Origin of the sequence: Phytobacter sp. MRY16-398 (assembly GCF_003925915.1) — a bacterium.
In the GTDB taxonomy this organism is placed as follows: Bacteria; Pseudomonadota; Gammaproteobacteria; order Enterobacterales; family Enterobacteriaceae; genus Phytobacter; species Phytobacter diazotrophicus.
This window is the reverse complement of sequence record NZ_AP018756.1, coordinates 2,827,972-2,846,165: the sequence shown is the minus strand read 5'-3', so window position 1 is coordinate 2,846,165 and position 18,194 is coordinate 2,827,972. Positions and strand designations below refer to the sequence as shown.

At 54.1% G+C, this 18,194-nt stretch carries 16 protein-coding genes and 1 pseudogene; 6 read left to right on the top strand and 11 right to left on the bottom strand.

Annotation, left to right across the window (positions count from 1 at the left end):
- The first annotated feature begins 14 nt into the window (after positions 1-14).
- The 4 genes from MRY16398_RS14120 to MRY16398_RS14105 are packed head-to-tail and all read left to right on the top strand — an operon-like array spanning position 15 to position 2,804.
- Entirely contained in the window at positions 15-686 is a 672-nt protein-coding gene (locus MRY16398_RS14120) for a DUF2931 family protein (protein ID WP_125124628.1), read from the top strand.
- Positions 687-728: 42 nt separating this feature from the next.
- A complete protein-coding gene (locus MRY16398_RS14115; protein WP_125124627.1) occupies positions 729-1,388 on the top strand; it encodes a DUF2931 family protein in 660 nt (219 codons plus the stop codon).
- Between the two features lie 42 nt (positions 1,389-1,430).
- Complete coding sequence (locus tag MRY16398_RS14110; RefSeq protein WP_125124626.1) at positions 1,431-2,087, top strand: DUF2931 family protein; 657 nt, start codon at positions 1,431-1,433, stop codon at positions 2,085-2,087.
- Between the two features lie 42 nt (positions 2,088-2,129).
- Complete coding sequence (locus tag MRY16398_RS14105) at positions 2,130-2,804, top strand: DUF2931 family protein (protein WP_110295275.1); 675 nt, start codon at positions 2,130-2,132, stop codon at positions 2,802-2,804.
- 81 nt (positions 2,805-2,885) lie between these two features.
- Here MRY16398_RS14105 and MRY16398_RS14100 read toward each other — a convergent pair.
- Positions 2,886-4,300 (bottom strand): annotated as a pseudogene (locus MRY16398_RS14100) (aldehyde dehydrogenase family protein).
- A 98-nt stretch (positions 4,301-4,398) separates the two neighbouring features.
- On the opposite strand from MRY16398_RS14100, the gene MRY16398_RS14095 reads away from it, so the two are divergent.
- A complete protein-coding gene (locus MRY16398_RS14095) occupies positions 4,399-5,301 on the top strand; it encodes a LysR family transcriptional regulator (RefSeq protein WP_039078947.1) in 903 nt (300 codons plus the stop codon).
- On the opposite strand, the gene MRY16398_RS14090 is transcribed toward MRY16398_RS14095, so the two are convergent.
- Positions 5,293-5,772: a carboxymuconolactone decarboxylase family protein gene (locus MRY16398_RS14090; protein ID WP_125124625.1), complete on the bottom strand. Its 480-nt coding sequence runs from the start codon at positions 5,770-5,772 to the stop codon at positions 5,293-5,295. The two genes, MRY16398_RS14095 and MRY16398_RS14090, sit on opposite strands and share 9 nt — an antisense overlap.
- Positions 5,773-5,864: 92 nt before the next feature.
- Here MRY16398_RS14090 and pdxR point away from each other — a divergent pair, with 92 nt between their 5' ends.
- Complete coding sequence (gene pdxR / locus MRY16398_RS14085) at positions 5,865-7,262, top strand: MocR-like pyridoxine biosynthesis transcription factor PdxR (RefSeq protein WP_125124624.1); 1,398 nt, start codon at positions 5,865-5,867, stop codon at positions 7,260-7,262.
- Positions 7,263-7,648: 386 nt separating this feature from the next.
- On the opposite strand, the gene MRY16398_RS14080 is transcribed toward pdxR, so the two are convergent.
- From MRY16398_RS14080 to sad, 9 genes are all read right to left on the bottom strand, one after another.
- Entirely contained in the window at positions 7,649-9,100 is a 1,452-nt protein-coding gene (locus MRY16398_RS14080; RefSeq protein ID WP_039078944.1) for a tagaturonate reductase, read from the bottom strand.
- Positions 9,101-9,237: 137 nt separating this feature from the next.
- The gene (locus MRY16398_RS14075) at positions 9,238-9,765 is read right to left on the bottom strand and encodes a GNAT family N-acetyltransferase (protein WP_039078943.1); all 528 of its coding nucleotides are present in this window, start codon (positions 9,763-9,765) and stop codon (positions 9,238-9,240) included.
- Positions 9,766-9,845: 80 nt separating this feature from the next.
- Entirely contained in the window at positions 9,846-10,814 is a 969-nt protein-coding gene (locus MRY16398_RS14070; protein WP_125124623.1) for a sensor domain-containing diguanylate cyclase, read from the bottom strand.
- A gap of 110 nt (positions 10,815-10,924) precedes the next feature.
- The gene (locus MRY16398_RS14065; protein WP_079498250.1) at positions 10,925-11,917 is read right to left on the bottom strand and encodes a sensor domain-containing diguanylate cyclase; all 993 of its coding nucleotides are present in this window, start codon (positions 11,915-11,917) and stop codon (positions 10,925-10,927) included.
- A gap of 212 nt (positions 11,918-12,129) precedes the next feature.
- On the bottom strand, positions 12,130-13,575 hold the full coding sequence (locus MRY16398_RS14060) for a GGDEF domain-containing protein (RefSeq protein ID WP_125124622.1): 1,446 nt from the start codon (positions 13,573-13,575) through the stop codon (positions 12,130-12,132).
- 124 nt (positions 13,576-13,699) lie between these two features.
- Positions 13,700-14,056 carry a DUF4186 domain-containing protein gene (locus tag MRY16398_RS14055; RefSeq protein ID WP_039078939.1) on the bottom strand — a complete coding sequence of 119 codons (357 nt, stop codon included), beginning with the start codon at positions 14,054-14,056 and terminating at the stop codon, positions 13,700-13,702.
- Complete coding sequence (gene glsB, locus MRY16398_RS14050; RefSeq protein WP_039078938.1) at positions 14,056-14,982, bottom strand: glutaminase B; 927 nt, start codon at positions 14,980-14,982, stop codon at positions 14,056-14,058. Before glsB ends, MRY16398_RS14055 begins: the two co-directional genes overlap by 1 nt.
- 49 nt (positions 14,983-15,031) lie before the next feature.
- On the bottom strand, positions 15,032-16,621 hold the full coding sequence (locus tag MRY16398_RS14045; RefSeq protein ID WP_125124621.1) for a methyl-accepting chemotaxis protein: 1,590 nt from the start codon (positions 16,619-16,621) through the stop codon (positions 15,032-15,034).
- A 102-nt stretch (positions 16,622-16,723) separates the two neighbouring features.
- On the bottom strand, positions 16,724-18,112 hold the full coding sequence (gene sad / locus MRY16398_RS14040; protein ID WP_125124620.1) for a succinate-semialdehyde dehydrogenase: 1,389 nt from the start codon (positions 18,110-18,112) through the stop codon (positions 16,724-16,726).
- Positions 18,113-18,194: the final 82 nt, after the last annotated feature.

Below are 18,194 nucleotides of genomic sequence, written 5' to 3'. Positions count from 1 at the left end.
GGATGGAGAAATCTATGACACGTAAAACCCCCGCAGCCCTGATACTGCTGATGACTTTAAACGGCTGTCAGGCACATTCGCCGCAGACGCCGGAAGAAACCGGCGAAATGCCTTACGGCAAGTGGCAGTTCGCCTTTTTTACTCCTCACGCCTTACCCGCCTTTGTCACGCGTGTGTTGATTATTGACAGTGAAGATGTCGTTTATACCTTCGGCACGCTTGATAGAGTACCCGGCTATCCCGGGACCATAGGAACCTGGAATAACCGGGTCCGGATGCATGCACATTTCAACAAAGCGCGCCATCCTCCGGCCATGATGTTGTTCTGCTGGGACTCGGTGATCGACAAAAAAACGTACGAGACACGGATTGTGTTTCACCGCTCTATCTACAACACCATGATGACACCAACCGGGAAAGATCGCTTAGGCAACACGGCCTGGTACAAGACCCTGCTGATTGGTCTGGCACCGGAAGGGAAAGTCCGGATATGGCTGCAGAACAGCGCAGCGGGCGATAACCTTCCCGTTGAGCCTCGAAGGCTCACCACCCTGTCCGGGGAAGGTCTTGATGCCTGTAAACAGGTGCCGACACTAATTGATTTTAATTACAGTATTCCTGATGGATATGACCAGTACGTAAAAGATTTCATCAAGGATAAAACCTACCCCTACGGTCGCTGGTGATCCTGGCTGAAATAACGGACTGTTCCATGGACGGAGAAATCTATGACACGTAAAACCCCCGCAGCCCTGATACTGCTGATGACTTTAAACGGCTGTCAGGCACATTCGCCGCAGACCCCGGAAGACACCGGCGAAATGCCTTACGGCAAATGGCAGTTCGACTTTTTTACCCCCCATGCCCTACCCGCTGATGTCACGCGTGCGTTGATTATTGACAGCGAAGATGTCGTTTATACATTCAGTACGCTCGACTACACCGAGTCCGATCCTGCTGTTGTCGGGACCTGGAATAACCGAACGGGCAGCAGGAGTATTCGCTTCAACAAAGCGCGCCATCCTCCGGCCATGATGTTGTTCTGCTGGGACTCAGTGATCGACAAAAAAACGTACGAGACGCGGATTGTGTTTCACCGCTCCATCCATGACACCATGATGACGCCAACCGGGAAAGATCGTCTAGGCAACACAGCCTGGTACAAGACCCTGCTGATTGGTCTGGCACCGGAAGGGAAAGTCCGGATATGGCTGCGAAGTAGTGCAGCAGGCGATAACCTTCCCGTTGAGCCACGAAGGCTCACCACCCTGTCCGGGGATAAACTGGATGCCTGCAAAGGAATAACTAACCATTCTCAGGGTTATGGTTACACCAAAACAACCCGCGAGTTTATCAAGGATAAAACCTACCCCTACGGTCGCTGGTGATCCTGGCTGAAATAACGGACTGTTCCATGGACGGAGAAATCTATGACACGTAAAACCCCCGCAGCCCTGATACTGCTGATGACTTTAAACGGCTGTCAGGCACATTCGCCGCAGACCCCGGAAGACACCGGCGAAATGCCTTACGGCAAATGGCAGTTCGCCTTTTTTACCCCTCACGCCTTGCCCGCAGATGTCACACGTGCGTTGATTATCGACAGTGAAGATGTCGTTTATACCTTCGGCACGCTTGATAGAGTACCCGGCTATCCCGGGACCATAGGAACCTGGAATAACCGGGTCAGGATGCATGCACATTTCAACAAAGCGCGCCATCCTCCGGCCATGATGTTGTTCTGCTGGGACTCGGTGATTGATAAAAAAACGTACGAGACGCGGATTGTGTTTCACCGCTCCATCCACGACACCATGATGACGCCAACCGGGAAAGATCGCTTAGGCAACACGGCCTGGTACAAAACCCTGTTGATTGGTCTGGCACCGGAAGGGAAAGTCCGGATATGGCTGCAGAACAGCGCAGCAGGCGATAACCTTCCCGTTGAGCCACGAAGGCTCACCACCCTGTCCGGGGATAAACTGGATGCCTGCAAAGGAATAACTAACCATTCTCAGGGTTATGGTTACACCAAAACAACCCGGGAGTTTATCAAGGATAAAACCTACCCCTACGGTCGTTGGTGATCCTGGCTGAAATAACGGACTGTTCCATGGACGGAGAAATCTATGACACGTAAAACCCCCGCAGCCCTGATACTGCTGATGACTTTAAACGGCTGTCAGGCACATTCGCCGCAGACCCCGGAAGACACCGGCGAAATGCCTTACGGCAAATGGCAGTTCGACTTTTTTACCCCCCATGCCCTACCCGCTTTTGCCACACGTGCGTTAATTATTGACAGCGAAGATGTCGTTTACACGTTCAGTACACTCGACTACACCGAGTCCGATCCTGCTGTTGTCGGTACCTGGAATAACCGAACGGGCAGCAGGAGTATTCGCTTCAACAAAGCGCGCCATCCACCGGCCATGATGTTGTTCTGCTGGGACTCGGTGATCGACAAAAAAACGTACGAGACACGGATTGTGTTTCACCGCTCCATCTACGACACCATGATGACGCCAAGCGGGAAAGATCGGTTAGGCAACACGGCCTGGTACAAAACCCTGCTGATTGGTCTGGCACCGGAAGGGAAAGTCCGGATATGGCTGCGAAGTAGTGCAGCGGGCGATAACCTTCCTGTTCAGCCACGAAGACTCACCACCCTGTCCGGGGAAGGTCTTGATGCATGTAAAGAGGTGCCTACACTGATTGATTTTAATTACAGTATTCCTGATGGATATGACCAGTACGTAAAAGATTTCATCAAAGATAAAACCTACCCCTACGGTCGCTGGTGATCCTGGCAAAAAGGATCCCTGGCTGATCCTTTTTGTTTTCAGTTCATAAATCGGTCTTGCGAAAAACCATTTTTTACTGGGCTACCTGACCACCGCCTTCGGCTCCATAAACGCCGCTATCCCCCAGCGCCCCATTTCGCGACCGATCCCTGAGTGTTTAAACCGCCAAACGGTGCCCCGGCTTCGTGTGCCAGGGTATTGATTTGCACCCGACCGGAGATGATACGCCCGGCGATACGCTGTGCGCGCTGCACATCTGCGCCCAAAACCAACGCGCTAAGACCGTAATCCGTGTCGTTAGCGATTGCTACGGCGTCGTCATCGTCTCGATAGGGAATAATCGACAATACCGGGCCAAAAATCTCCTCACGGGCGATGCGCATACTGTTGTCCACATCGGTAAAAAGAGTCGGTTTCACAAACCACCCCTTCCCGCTGTTTTCCGGACGCCCTTCTCCGCCAGTCAGCAGACGTGCGCCCTCTTGCAGGCCAAGGTGAATATATCCCTGTACCCGCTGCCACTGTTTTTCGCTGACCATCGGGCCAATGTCCGTTTGCGGGTCGAGCGGGTCACCGGATTTCACCGCCGCAACCGCTTTGCGCAGCGCCTCTTCACACTCGGCTTTGCGCGATTGTGGCACCAGAATTCGCGTACCGGCGATACACGCCTGACCGCTGTTCATAAAACCGGCCTGGATGGCAAGCGGTACCGCTGTCGCCAGATCGGCATCGTCCAGAATCAAGGTTGGAGATTTACCGCCAAGCTCCAGTGTCACACGTTTAAAACTTTCGGCGGCATTACGCAAAATCGCCTTACCGGTCTGCGTCGAGCCGGTAAACGAAATTTTGGCAACGTCCGGATGACGGCTTATGGCCTCACCCACCACCGCGCCAAAGCCGGTAACGATATTGCAAACACCCGGTGGTAGCGCGGCCGTATGCAGCGCTTTCATCACCACATGGGTTTGTAACCCGCTCATCTCGCTTGGTTTGATCACCGCCGTACAACCAGCCGCCAGCGCCGCGGCGAGTTTGCCGCAGATAAACCCGGCGTTACTGTTCCACGGTGTAATAAGCCCGGCCACCCCGAGCGGTGTCATCTTCACCTGGGCTTTGCCAACCGCAGTGGAAAATTCAAATTGCCGTAAATCATGTATGACCTGATCAATCACCGCCACCGGATAACTGGCCATCCACGCGGAACGTGACGCCGGGGCACCGTACTCCTCGATAATGGCATGCAGCAGTTCATCCTGACAGGCGGCCATGGCATCACGCATTCGCTGTAAAACTGCCAGCCGCTCTTCAACACTTGTGTGCGACCAGTGAACAAAGGCCGCTTTTGCCGATGCAATTGCCCGCGCGGCGTCATCGGCATTTGCCATACGTATCCGCCCTGTTACCTCGGCGGTAGAGGGGTTATATAGATCAAAATAGTCCTCGCCCTGGGGCCGGGTAAATTCGCCATTGATCCAGAGATGTTCAAGCTGTCGCATAGTGTCCTCCACGGTTAATGCAGCCAGTCTGGCACAGCTTTATCGCGCCGATAATCCGGGTTATCCTGCAAGGGTTGTTTCGATTATCAGGATAATCTATGCATCGTTCAGGTTTGATTGAACTGGAAGTGGTGATGGCGGTGCTGCGTCGGGGAAGCTTTCGTGCCGCAGCCCAGGAGCTGGGGATGTCGGCAACGGCGGTCAGTAATGCCATCGCCGGGCTGGAAACGCGTCTTGACGCCAGACTTTTTAACCGCACGACTCGCAGTGTCGCGCTCACCGAAGCCGGACAGCGTTTTGTCGCCCGCATCGGTCCGGCATTGCAAGAGATCCAGCAGGCCGCGGACGAAATTCACAGCCAGCCTGATGAGCCTTCTGGTACCTTACGCATTAATGTACCGCAGGCTATCGGGCAGCTATTTTTCGATGAACTGGTGATTGCTTTTCTGGCGCGCTATCCGCAAATGCGCATGGAAACCGCCAGTGATGCCCGCATGATCGATATTGTCGCCGAGGGGTACGACGCCGGGGTTCGTCTGGCGGAAGCGGTTCCACAGGATATGATTGCCGTGCCGCTGACGCCGGATATTCATATGCGGGTGGTCGCCACGCCACAATGGTTTGCTGAACACGGCACGCCGCTCACCCCGGAAGCCCTCACCCGGCAGCAAGGTATCTGCATGCGAATGTCGCACGGGGGTATTTATCGCTGGGAGTTTGCGCGTCACGGCGAACAATTTGCCATTGCCGTGCCGCCGAGACTAGCCACCACCGACCTGTTTACATCCATTGCCGCGGTACGCGCCGGGCTCGGCATCGGTTTTTTACCGGAATTGTATATTGCAGATGATTTACGTTCAGGCCGGCTGGTCAGTGTGCTCAATGAGTGGACACAGCCCTTTAAAGGGCTGTGTTTGTATTACCCCGGTCATCGTCATATCCCTGCCGGTTTGCAGGCGTTTATCGCCTTTATCCGCGAGTACAGGCAGCACTCACTGTAACCCGGCGCGATCCAGACCATAGGCCGCATCCTGCGAGCCGGGTGCTATTTGTGCGAGAATCTGCAGGCGGTTCCAGGCGTTGATGGTGGCAATGGCAAACGCCAGTTCGGAAACTTCTACCTCGCTAAAATGATCCCGCACGTGGCGATAAACCTCATCCGTCACCCCTTGCGGACCGAGATGTGTTAAGGCTTCGGTTAACGCCAGCGCCGCTTTTTCTTTGGCGCTAAACAAGGGTGATTCCCGCCAGATAGCCACATGGTAAAGACGCAGTTCGCGTTCGCCGCGCAGTTTGCCCTGCTTCACATGCATATCCAGACAAAACGCGCAGCCGTTAAGTTGAGAAGCGCGAATATCCACCAGGTTTTTGATTGCTCCATCCAGTGAACTTTTATGTGATGCCATGCTGGCTTCAACCAGCGTGTTGATAAGTACAGGTACGGTCTGGAAGTGGTTAGCGCGAGTGGTCATTGTCATTTTCCTCATGAATTGATTTGACAGCCGCTATATTAGAGATTTATGACATACTAAAAAGGTACAAAAACAGACAAATAAGGTAGGACATGAGGTTAGGCTATCGTGACATTTACGAACGCTATCGGCACAACATTCTCAGCGGGTTGTTAAGACCCGGAGACAAAGTCCCTTCGGTGCGTGTGCTGGCTGACGAACTGGAGGTTGCGCGAAAAACCGTGGAAACGGCGTATGCCATTCTGGTAGGCGAAGGCTATCTGGTCAGCCAGGGTGCGAAAGGCACACGGGTAAACCCGGACCTGCTGGTCCCCAAAAAGGCAGAATGCCCCGTTCAGGCCTGGACCGCTGACACACAGCTCAGATCAATGGTAGATGTTCGCGACAGGGAGGGCTATTTCCGTCTGGGCATTCCCGCACTGGATGCCTTTCCTTACAAGAAATGGCTGCTTCTGTCCGGCAAAGCCGTGCGCGCTATGTCACCCAAAGAGATGACCAATCCCCCATTGATGGGCTATCCGCCGCTACGTGAGGCCATTGCCCGTTATCTGAGTGTTTCTCGTGGGCTGACTTGCACGGCAGAGCAGATTTATATCACTGGAGGTTATCGTAATAATCTTACGCTTATCCTCGATGCGCTGGCGGCGCGCGATGATAAAGTCGTTATTGAAAATCCGGGCTATATCTTTGGCCAGCAATTACTGAGAAAGAAGGTCGAAAACCTTCATTACGCGCCAGTCGACAAGCAGGGGCTTAACGTTGATTATCTGCTGAAATACCATTCGGATGCCCGCTTTGTCTGCATCACCCCCTCACACCATAGCCCGCTGGCGGTCACCCTTTCCCTGCCGCGTAAACGCCAGTTACTGGAGTGGGCCAATGCTAACAACGCGTGGATCATAGAAGATGATTATGATGGCGAATTCCATTACACCCGCAAGGTACTGCCTGCCCTCAAGAGTATTGATAATGAGGATCGGGTCATTTATATGGGCACATTCAGTAAAACGGTGATGCCTGCCCTGCGTATCAGCTATCTGGTCATGCCGCGCATCACCCTTAACGCCTTTCATGAGGCCGGTGAAATCACTGAAAGCGCACAACCGGTGCTGACACAAAAAATCGTTGCGAACTTCCTTGCAGAAGGACATTTCTTTCGCCATTTAAAGAAGATGCGCACGCTATATCAGCAACGTCGCCAGATGGCACTCGATGCGCTAAGCCTGGTTTTTCCGGATCTGTTTGATGTTGAGGTTAACGATGGCGGCATGCACATTATCGCTTTTTTGCGCCATGGCACAGAAGATGTACATCTGGCAAAAATCTGGCAAAACGCGCAGCTAAAGGTCAGTCCACTTTCAGAGTGGTATAACAGCCCTGAAAAACGCTACGGGTTAATCATGGGTTACACCAATATTCATAGCAGCGAAGAGGCGGTGGCGTTATTACAACGAGTGGCGAAAGAAACACGGGAATGGTTTAAGGCCTGAAAGGGGAACACGTCCCCTTTCAGGCAACTACTCAGGGCAAAGTACTGACGAATGAGATATCCCATGCCGTGGCAATAAGCGAAATACTGACGACCAGACCCATAACAACAGGCACCGCTCTTTCCAGCTTTTCCATTGCTTGTCCCTCTCTTTCGTTCTTGTTGCGCCAGGCTGCGGCAACAACGGATTTCCCTGGCCGAACGTATCGGCACTGGTGTGGCAAAGTAAAGTATAGAAAAGATCTTTCGTCCTGACAGACCTTTTCACATTTTTCCGCCGATTCTGATGCGCGTGTTTTAATCCTCTTTAATAGTATGTTGTAACTAAAGGCAGGAAAAAGAAAACCCGGCGCAAGCCGGGTTCGTTACACGCTTAACAGAATGCCATTAGCACAGCGGTTTCACAGCCTGACGCATGCCCTGCAGCAGGATAGCGTCGAGATCCAGAGAAACTTGTTCTACCAGTCCACTGACTTGAGTCAGGTCCTGCTCCCAGTGTTCGCTGACCGACAATACCGCTTTTACCAGATCGCTGGTGCTGATCTGATGATCACCATGTTGGCCCCACAGTTGCTGGTAACGGGTGATCCAGTGGGCGTCATCCTGCACCGGATAGGCTTCGCCATTGCGGTCTGCACGGTAGAAAGCGATCAACGCGGCCAGCGCAAAAGTCAGGCGCGCAGGCAGTTTACCGGTAGCTTTCTGCCCTGCCAGCAGTTGCGGAAGAATGCGGGTACGGAATTTGGTCATGCCGTTCAGGGCGATAGAGAGCAACTGATGTTTGATATACGGGTTACGGAAACGCCCGGTCACCGCGCTGGCAAAGGATTCCAGCTCATCACGCGGCAGGTCGAGCACCGGGATAATCTCTTCATAAATCGCTTTCTCAACAAAGGCACAGATTTCGGTATCGTTCATGGCCTCGCCTACGGTATCAAGACCCGCCTGGAAGGCAACCGGAACCAGTGCGGTATGCGCACCGTTCAGAATAGCGACTTTGCGTTCTTTATAGGGTTTGATGTCGTCGACAATCAGCACGTTCAGCGGATATTTGTCCAGACGTAGTTCGGCGGCCAGTGACTGCGGCCCCTGGATCACAAACAGATAGAAGTGTTCTGCGGTGTCGAGGAAGTTGTCATGGTAACCCAGTTCCGCTTCAATTTTTGCCACTTCATCGCGCGGATAGCCCGTTACGATACGGTCAACCAGCGTTGAGCAGAAGGTGTTAGCAGAATCGAGCCATGCCACGAACGCATCGCCCAGCGCCCAGTCCTGCGCATAGCGCAGCACCAGTTCACGCAGCGCGTCACCGTTGTAGTCAATCAGTTCACACGGGATGATGACCCAACCTTTATCTGCCGCGCCGTTAAAGTGGCTAAAACGTTCGAACAGCAGACGGGTCAGTTTCGCCGGATAGCTCACCGCAGGTGCGTCATCGAATTTGTCGCCAGCGTGATAGCTGATACCGGCTTCGGTAGTGTTGGAGAAGACGAAACGCATCTCCGGGTTATGCGCAAGTTTCAGGAACTCATCGTACTGCCCGTAAACACTGATTTCACGATTCACGGAACGGATCAGGCGTGAGTCGCTAACCGCTTCGCCCTGCTCATTCAGGCCACGAATGATAGTGGTATACAAGCCATCCTGGGTGCTCAGAGAGGGCGGGAAGTCGCTGTCGATCGGACGAACAATCACCACCCCGGCATTGAGGTCAGTGTGCTCGTTCAATAAATCGATCTGCCAGTCGACGAAGGCACGCAGAAAGTTGCCTTCGCCAAACTGAATCACACGCTCTGGGTAAGAAGCGCCGGGGAAATCGCGACGGTTAACTGTGTTCACAATGGGTTCCTTTTTTGATTAGTCATACAACCTAGGAAGATTGGTCTAATAACTTATCAAACTTTTCGACCATGAACCCCTGTTTTGATCAAAGCGAGACAACATTTCCAACGGCAATCACAAAAATACAACACCCGTCACAAAAACTTATAAAAGACGCTCGTCGCGGTCATCGCCCCATCTGGCATTAGGGCATAGCGCGGGATCTCACCGACCTTTTGCCAGCCGCACCGGGTATAGAAAGATTCCGCCCCGCTCCCGGTACTGGTGTCCAGTACCAGTACCGTTTTTCCCTGCTCACGGGCAACGATTTCAAGGTGTGCCATTAACTTACCGGCGATACCCTGACGTCGGGCACGTTCATGCACCAGGAGTTTGGCGACATCGGCACGATGCGGCTGGTTTTCGGGCTGGTTGACAATAAGCTGAACGGTGCCGTTTATAAGGCCTTCACTATTTTCATCTACCAGTACGACGCGTTCATTACGCCCTGCGCTGTCAGCCACACCCTGCCAGAAGGCGCGAGATTTTTCCCGCCCGAAAGGCAACATAAAGCTGACGGACGCCCCGCCCTGCACGCAGTTTTCTAATACGTCACAGAGTTCATCGATACGGGCACGGATTTCGCTGGCATCAAGGAGGCGAACTAAAGAGGTGGTGGTCATTTTTGTTCCTTAAAAATAACCACTATGCATTTTACATATTGTTAACACAATATCCCGTGTCATAGGTTTTTATTATGTCACTAGCGTTCGCGATGGTTTTTCGTCTTCATGGCGTACATCTTGGCATCCGCATCTTCCAGCCAGGCTTTTATATCGCCGTTACCGTTATGATCGAACTCACTTACCCCCCAGGAAAAGGCAAGCTTCCAGGGTTTGCCAGAGGACAAGTTCCAGGCCTGAGTCTGCTCCACCAGATACTCCAGGGCAATCCACGCCCCCTGCTCATGGGTGTCGGAAAAAAGGACTGCGAACTCATCCCCACCATAACGCACTAACAGATCCGCTTCCCGGAAGCTTGCGCGCATCACTTTTGCCATTGAGCGCAGGGCCTCATCGCCCTCGCTGTGCCCCCAGGTGTCGTTGATCTGTTTGAAACCGTCGAGATCCACCCACGCCAGCGCTAGCGGTTCAGCGCGACGACGGGCGCTGTTTATCGCAAATTTCACCAGGTTATCAAACGCACGGCGGTTAAACAGCCCGGTGAGTTCATCGGTGGTCGCGGCGCTCATCACCGCAAACTCATTTTCCACGATCAGCGCAAAATCTTTCAGAATATCCACCTCGGCGGATGAGAAATCGCGCGGGCTGCGGTCGAGCAGGCAAAATGAGCCGACCAGCGCCCCATCGGGCAGACGCAGCGGATAGCCTGCATAAAAGCGCAGATGGGATTCGCCGGTTACCAGTGGGTTATCACAAAAACGTTCGTCGCTACCGGCATCGTTGACGATAAGCGGCGTTGTGCTGAGGATGGTGTGTCCACAAAAGGAGAGATGGCGCGGCAGGCTTTCGTGGGCGGTGCCGTCACTGGTTTTAAAATGCAGAGTCTTTTCACCCACCAGGGTCACCAGCGCGATAGGAACATTGAACAACCGCTTTGCCAGCCTTGTCAGGCGGTCAAAACGTTCATTAGTTCCTGTATCAAGCAACCCGGATTCGCGCAACGACGCCAGGCGTTTTTCCTCATCAAAGGGAATTGCAGGAGTTTTCATAAAGTGCCTATCTCGCTAGTCAGTATCGGCAGGTGTCCGCGATTATAAGACGTGATCGAGCGACCGATTCGCGGTGTACAGGATAAAGCTTAGCGTATTCAGCACGTTTGTCAGTGTGAGTAGATTTGATTTTTGCCGCGGCGTTTTGCTTTATAGAGGGCGTCATCCGCCGCTTTCAGCCAGTCGGTGACGTTTTGCATCCCCTGGGTCGCACTGGCAATGCCAATACTCAGTGTACAGTGGAAGGCATATTCCTGAGTTACGCTCATCACGGCAGCGGAATCCATAATTCGCCCGGCAACGGCAAGCGCCTCTTCCTGGGTAGTATCCGGAAGCAAAATCACGAATTCATCCCCACCCAGCCGCGCCGGGGTATCCGTTTTTCGCGTCGCGGCATGCAGGATCTTCGACACTGTGACCAGCAGTGCGTCGCCCACTTTGTGACCAAACCGATCGTTAACTTCTTTGAAATTATCGATATCGATGAACATCAGCATTGAATTGCGCGGCAGTTCACGCAGTTTATCCAACTCATACTGGATACGTTTTTCCAGCAGGCGACGGTTGGCAATATCCAGCAGCGGGTCCATCATCGCAATGCGTTCCAGCTCGCGGCTTTTATTTCGCAGCTTTACGGCAATGTTGTCGGTCAGTACGCTGAGCGCCAGCATATAGATGGCAATCAGGGGCAGCGTCGTGAACATGGTGCGCTGAGACACCTCAACATAAAAATCCATCCCCTGCGCCACCCATGCCGCCGCAAAAGCGGCCAGCATTAACATCCCCGCTTTGCGCATCAGCTCAACGCCACCCGCCGAGAGGCGATCGGCGAGCAGGATCGTGGCAATGACCACCGACGGCAGGGGGTTAACCGACATCATGGCTATCCAGAAGCCACCCGCACCAGCGTCTAAGATCAGGTTTTGATGTTCCAGCGTCAGAGGGGTATCGGAGCGGCGGGCGCGCATAAACGCCAGTGTCGGCCAGATAAAGGCATTAGCGCCCAGTAAGAGTATCAACCACAGGGGACGATGGAGTTCCAACAATACGGAGAGGATAGGGAAAAAACAGAGAAAGGTCCCAAGAATACGCATCAGGTACATGCGCCTGACGAACCTGCCGCCAGTGATCCGCTCGCCTTTCTTCAAATTGTCAGATCCATTCATGGCGCAAATTTTTTCCGATACATATACTCGGTTATAGTATTGATGATGAAAATTTGTAGCAAGTAATTTAATAACTTATCGCTATCGTTTTGCCTTATTACATTGCAGATGCGCGCTGTCGAAACAGGAGATTGAGAAACCGTTCGGGCTTAGAAACTGACCGAAGGCTTTAATGTTTCTTCCAGTGGCGACTGACGCATACTGGTGCAATTTCGCCCCGCCTTTTTGGAACGATAAAGATACTCATCCGCCTCAGCGAGTAATTTATTAAAAGCCTCCGTCAACGAGCCGGAAAGGACCTGTCCGTTGCTGACGCCAATACTGACCGTCAGGCGCAGTGTCTGGTCATGCCAGTGAAAAAGTTGCCCCTCAACCGACTTACGCAGCCGTTCAGCTAACAGAAAACCCTGCTGCGGACCAGGCGTAGCGGCTATTACCGCGAACTCTTCCCCGCCCATCCGGGCAATAATGCCCTGCTCCCCCAGTTCCTGACGAACCTTCTGCGCAAACGAGGTGAGTATCCGGTCGCCGCACTCGTGCCCGTGGTTATCATTAACGCTTTTGAAGTAATCGATATCCAGCAGCATGACCGTCAGATGTTGGTTGGCAAAGCCATTACTGTCATGGTTGAGCGCTTCATACAGACCGGAACGGGAGTAGACGCGGGTCAGAAAATCGTAGTCCGCGCGCAAAGACACATGGCGCATCAAACGGTTGATGGTTTCTACGCTAACAGAAACGATGACCGGGCAAATTGCCATTGTGGCAATGCCCAGTCGGGCAGAAAACATGCGCGACATCTGTAACGGCGAGGCGACAAAAATATTGATCAACCCGTTGGCCACCAGGATGATCTCCAGCCCGCCGGTTATCAATGTCAGCAGGCAGGTCAACGGCAAGGAGAAAGTGACGGCGCACCAGATAAGCGCCGGCAGCGGGAATGCCAGACTACCCGCTCCCCCTACCCACACCGAGGCCAGTACGGAGACAATCAGCGCCAGTACTGGCAGCAACGTTTTGCTATTTAAAGCCAGCCGCGTATCCGGCCAGACAGCGGTCAGGATGCAGGGCAGGATCAGCACACCCGTCGAGAACTGCTCGCTGAACCAGTCACCAAAGAGCATCAGGAAATCCTGGTTGATGACTACCCCCATCGAGCCAAAGGCACCGAAAAGCGAGCAGAGCATTGCCGACACCAGACAGTAGCCAAAAAGATTAAGGGCGTTTATGGGTTGCGGCGCATGACGCATAAGCCGCTGCTCGCGTTGCACCAGTTGCGCCATGGTTATGATAAAAACCATGTTAGAAAAGTTAATCACCACCGATGACCAGCCCCACGAGGTGGTGACGCCGTCATAGATAAGCATCGCCACAAAGCTCATCAGATAGTAAGGCCAGCGCTGTAAGAAAGCGTAACGGGCAAAGATCCCTGCCATTACTGCATTTAGCGGCCAGAAGAGCGAAAGCGCCTCGACCAGACGCAGCATCGCCCCAACAAAATAAAAAAGCGTGGTGATCAGAAAAATCACCGTCGCATTGATGAACGGCTGATCATTTCGCAGCAGGCGAAATGTGGGCGAAAAAAGAGCGCGCATTACTTATCAATCCCAGGTAAGGATGTTGCAGGTCATTTCGACGCGACAAAAACGGCGTATAGCTTAACATGTAATGTCGATATAACAGGCTTTTAACATGTATTTGCCGTTTAATTCATTAGTGTTATGAATTCATTTGCAGGACCAGCCAGTGATAAATCACCCCGACGATATAGCGCTGCTGTACCTCTGTAAGTTCAGCGCCTGCAGGAATAGCGTGCCATTTTGCCAGACACCCCCGACAGCAGGTGGCCGTGGCATGCTGGGCAATAAAGACCGGATGACCGCGCATCGGCGTCTGTTTGCCGTCATTATGAGGTAGCGCAGGGGCCAGGCGCCGGGCAACAAAATCAGCCGCGTGTGCCGCGATAACCTCTGCGCCCTTATCCACGCAGTACTGGCGCTCTTTCGCCCCCAGCCGAAAGCGGGAACGAAAAGTGGAGCGGGCAAGCCGCGCAAACAAAGCGTCGTAGTCAGACATCAATACACCGAACGCCCCAGTTTTTGGGTCAGCGCCTCCAGTAGGGCAATCCCCGCCAGTGAATTGCCGGCCTCGTCCAGTTCCGGGCTCCAGACCGCAATGGCCATCTCTTGCGGCACAATCGCGACAATGCCGCCGCCCACGCCCGATTTTGCCGGTAACCCGACGCGCCAGGCGAACTCACCGGCATTTTGATACATGCCGCTGGTTGCCATCAGCGCGTTGACCTGGCGTGTTTGTTGCGGCGTTAACACCGGTTGCGCAAGGTGCGGCGCCGTGCCTTTATCGGCCAAAAAGAGAAAGGTCCGCGCCAGCTCGACACAGCTCATTTTCAGCGCGCAGTAGTGAAAGTAGTTTTGCAGTACCGTGGCAACATCATTATTGAAGTTACCAAAGGATTTCATCAACCAGGCAATCGCCGCGTTACGCGCGGAGTGTTCAAACTCGGAGCGGGCCACCACGCTGTCGAACGCGATATCCGGCGTGGCGGACAGTTTGCGCACGATTTCCAGCATCCGCTGGCGCGGGGCGCTCAGGCGGCTTTGCAACATATCGCAGACCACCAGCGCGCCCGCATTGATAAACGGATTACGCGGTTTGCCCTGCTCTATTTCAAGTTGCAACAGAGAATTAAACGGCTGACCGGACGGGTCTTTACCGACACGCGTCCAGATTTCATCCTCCTCGTAATGGTTCATCGCCACCACAAGGCTGAGGACTTTTGAAAGTGACTGAATGGAAAAACGCTCGTCGGCATCACCTGCCTGGAAATGTTCACCGTCGACGGTACAAATGGCGATGCCCAATTTATCCCCGCTGACGGTCGCCAGCGCGGGAATATAGTCTGCCACTTTTCCCAGACCTTTCAGCGGGCGTACCTGCTCAAGCAATGCCTCAAGTACGCTGTTATCCATGACTGTCGCCACACCCGATCCTTACTCGCAGCCGTAAAATGGGCTGCGAGTATAGCAAAAATCAGGCCGGGAGACGAAAGCGGGAAACGGCCTGCATCAGCGCGTGAGAATCATTATGCAGTTGCACGGACGCTTCGGTGGCATCCGTGACCAGTTCCCCGGTGCGGCGCGCCACCTTATTGAGCGAATGCAAACGACGGGTCATATGATGAATGCTCTCCCCCTGGCTTAGGGTCGCCGTGGAGATATCGTTCAGTAATCCGCTAAGATGCCCGACCAGGCCGGTGACCTTTTGCAGGTTATCTTCCAGCTTACTGACCGCGTGAGTACCGTCGTTAATGCCCTGCAAAGAGTGGTTGATCAGTTGCTGGATGGTTTGCGTCGAATGGCTGCTCTTACGCGCCAGCAGCCCCACCTCTTTGGCCACCACCGCAAAGCCGCGCCCGTGGTTACCCGCGTGCGCCGCCTCGATGGCGGCATTGAGCGCCAGAATATTGGTCTGGAACGCCACCCCTTCAATCAATTCGACGATACCGCGCATTTCAGACGCCCGGCCCACAATCGCCTGCATCGACTGGTTTACCGTCTCCATCATGCTGTCGCCCCCCGCCGCGACTTTACGCGCTTCATCAGCACGTTCACTGGCAAGCTGGGCATAGCCGCTATTGCCTTCAACATGGGATTCAAGGGTCGCGATATGGGCCGTCACGTCCTCAAGCTCTTGTGCCTGGCGGGTCGATTGCTGATACAGCTTCTGGTTGCCCTGCGCCAGGCTATCAATATTGTTCACCATCGAACGGGTGGCGTGACTCACCTGGCTGACCAGTTGCTGTAACCCGTGTTGCATGGTGTCGACGCTCAGGACAATCTGATCAACTTCACGGTTGAAGCGTTTGACCTCCGGCAATGGCGTGGAAAGGTCACCGGCGGCCAGAGTATTGATATGGGCAATAAGCCGACGCAGCGGTGAAATTACCCAGCGCGACATGCCAAACCAGACTGCAATGGCAATAACCACCAACAGCACAGGCACCAGCACAAACACCTGTTGCAGGCGCGCTAGCCCGCCCATTAAGGTCAGACGGCCTTCATCGGCCCGCTTTTCACTGGCCTGCTGAAAACGCGCGTAGTTGTCGTTAAAATCGGCCTGAAACGCCTGGGCCGGAACGGCAAAGAACGCATCGATAGAATTGGTTTTCACCAGCCCGTCGGCCTGTTCTTTGATCGCCCCGTAGAAAAGCTGGTAACTGTTGATCAGCCCGTCATCTTTGGGTGGATTCATCGCAAGCCATGCCTGCCAGGATTTCTGCGACGTCGCAAGCGCAGCCTGCGCCTCATCCATCAGGCTATGCCAGCTACCGTCAGAACCGGTCTCTTTATCCTGCATAAAATAGACGCCTGCGCGGTTAAGCAGATCGCTTGCTGCCAGTAACGCCACGCGGGCTTCATCGACTTTTACCTGTTGCAGGTGGGTTTGTTGATTGAGCTGTTCGTTGTGTTGCGCATCGCGCAACGACAGGGTAAGAACGAAGGAGGAGGCAATCTGGAGTGCGGAAAAAAGCCCTATTATCCAGAAGATACCTGCCAGTAAGCCAAACTGCCGTGGTGTCAATTGCCGAAAAATTCGGCGGAAAATTTGCTTTAAGTTCATGATATTCTTCTATAACCTCACGATGCCCGCGAGTTTACGAAAGAAGTATGACGAAACCATGACATCCGCAGACGGCGCGCCCCCGCAAGGGCGCGCATACGATCACAGGCGATCTTTCCATACGGTTTGCACGTTACAAAACTCGTGCAGACCGAAATGCGACAACTCACGACCAAATCCGCTTTTCTTCACACCACCGAACGCCACGCGGGCATCGCTGGCGCTGTAGCCGTTAATAAAGACGCCACCGCACTCCAGGCGGGCGGCAAAATCCTCTGCCAGCGCTATATCGGCGGTAAACACCGTCGCAGACAGACCGAAATCACTGTCATTGGCCAGTTCCAGCGCATGTTCCGCATCGCGCGCTACAGTGATGGCTGCCACCGGGCCGAACATCTCCTGACGGAAAGCGGTCATCTCTGGCGTCACATGGGTCAGCACGGTTGCCGGGTAGTAGTTCCCTGCCCCGGAGGTTTTTTCACCGCCGAGGGCCAGGGTTGCCCCTTCGCTGACCGTCGCCAGTACCTGAGCGTGCAGTTCATCACGCAGGTCATAACGCGCCATCGGGCCAAGGTAGGTTGTCTCAGCCTGCGGCTCACCCTGGGGTAAGGCCGCCGCCGCCGCGATAAATTTCTCCGTGAAGGTATCGGCAATGCTGGCTTCAACAATAAAACGTTTAGCCGCCGCGCAAACCTGCCCGGTGTTCTGATAACGTCCGGCCACTGCTGCTTTCACGGCCAGATCGAGATCCGCATCACCAAGGACAATAAACGGGTCGGACCCGCCCAGTTCGAGCACACATTTTTTCAGCGCGGCGCCGGCCTGAGCGCCAATCGCCGACCCGGCACGCACGCTGCCGGTAACGGTTATTGCCGCAATGCGCGGATCGTTAATCGCCTGGCTCACGCCGTCGTTGGTGGCATTCACCCAGCCAAAGACGCCCTGCGGCACCCCGGCTTCGGCAAAGATTTTGCCTGTCAGCGCCGCACAACCCAGCACATTCGGCGCATGCTTAAGCAGATAGCTGTTGCCCGCCAGCAGAATCGGCACCGCACCGCGCAGCACCTGCCACAGCGGAAAGTTCCACGGCATCACCGCCAGAATCGGCCCCATCGGACGGTATTCAATGGTCGCCCGGTTGTTTTCAACCTGGGTGGCTTCTGAACCCAGCATCGCCGGGCCGTGTTCGGCGTACCAGTCGCACAGGTTGGCGGATTTAGCGACTTCGCCGCGCGCCTGGGCTATCGGTTTGCCCATCTCTTGTGAAATCAACTGCGCCATCGCTTCGCCGTGACGGCGCAATACCTCACCGACCGCACGCAAAACCTGCGCACGCTCATTGACACTTTTTTGCCGCCACTGGCGATAGCCTCTGGCAGCAAGTTCCAGGGCAGCGTCGACGTCTTCACGGCTGGCCCAGGGGGTAGCCGACAGGGTTTCCCCGGTCGCCGGATTCACGGAAATGGCATGGGTGGCAGATGAAATTGACATAATTCTCTCGCTTTCGCTGTTCAGGTATTGCGCTATCGTCGCTGAATTTGTTATTCCTGAAAACTGAATAATATTAACTTCA

Excerpts from the sequence above, each read along its gene's own strand:
- MRY16398_RS14075 (WP_039078943.1), bottom strand. The coding sequence starts at position 9,765 with ATGACCACCACCTCTTTAGTTCGCCTCCTTGATGCCAGCGAAATCCGT.
- MRY16398_RS14120 (WP_125124628.1), top strand. The coding sequence starts at position 15 with ATGACACGTAAAACCCCCGCAGCCCTGATACTGCTGATGACTTTAAAC.
- MRY16398_RS14095 (WP_039078947.1), top strand. The coding sequence starts at position 4,399 with ATGCATCGTTCAGGTTTGATTGAACTGGAAGTGGTGATGGCGGTGCTG.
- MRY16398_RS14070 (WP_125124623.1), bottom strand. The coding sequence starts at position 10,814 with ATGAAAACTCCTGCAATTCCCTTTGATGAGGAAAAACGCCTGGCGTCG.
- MRY16398_RS14090 (WP_125124625.1), bottom strand. The coding sequence starts at position 5,772 with ATGACCACTCGCGCTAACCACTTCCAGACCGTACCTGTACTTATCAAC.
- MRY16398_RS14065 (WP_079498250.1), bottom strand. The coding sequence starts at position 11,917 with ATGTACCTGATGCGTATTCTTGGGACCTTTCTCTGTTTTTTCCCTATC.
- MRY16398_RS14105 (WP_110295275.1), top strand. The coding sequence starts at position 2,130 with ATGACACGTAAAACCCCCGCAGCCCTGATACTGCTGATGACTTTAAAC.
- sad (WP_125124620.1), bottom strand. The coding sequence starts at position 18,112 with ATGTCAATTTCATCTGCCACCCATGCCATTTCCGTGAATCCGGCGACC.
- pdxR (WP_125124624.1), top strand. The coding sequence starts at position 5,865 with ATGAGGTTAGGCTATCGTGACATTTACGAACGCTATCGGCACAACATT.
- MRY16398_RS14055 (WP_039078939.1), bottom strand. The coding sequence starts at position 14,056 with ATGTCTGACTACGACGCTTTGTTTGCGCGGCTTGCCCGCTCCACTTTT.
- MRY16398_RS14115 (WP_125124627.1), top strand. The coding sequence starts at position 729 with ATGACACGTAAAACCCCCGCAGCCCTGATACTGCTGATGACTTTAAAC.
- MRY16398_RS14060 (WP_125124622.1), bottom strand. The coding sequence starts at position 13,575 with ATGCGCGCTCTTTTTTCGCCCACATTTCGCCTGCTGCGAAATGATCAG.
- MRY16398_RS14110 (WP_125124626.1), top strand. The coding sequence starts at position 1,431 with ATGACACGTAAAACCCCCGCAGCCCTGATACTGCTGATGACTTTAAAC.
- MRY16398_RS14045 (WP_125124621.1), bottom strand. The coding sequence starts at position 16,621 with ATGAACTTAAAGCAAATTTTCCGCCGAATTTTTCGGCAATTGACACCA.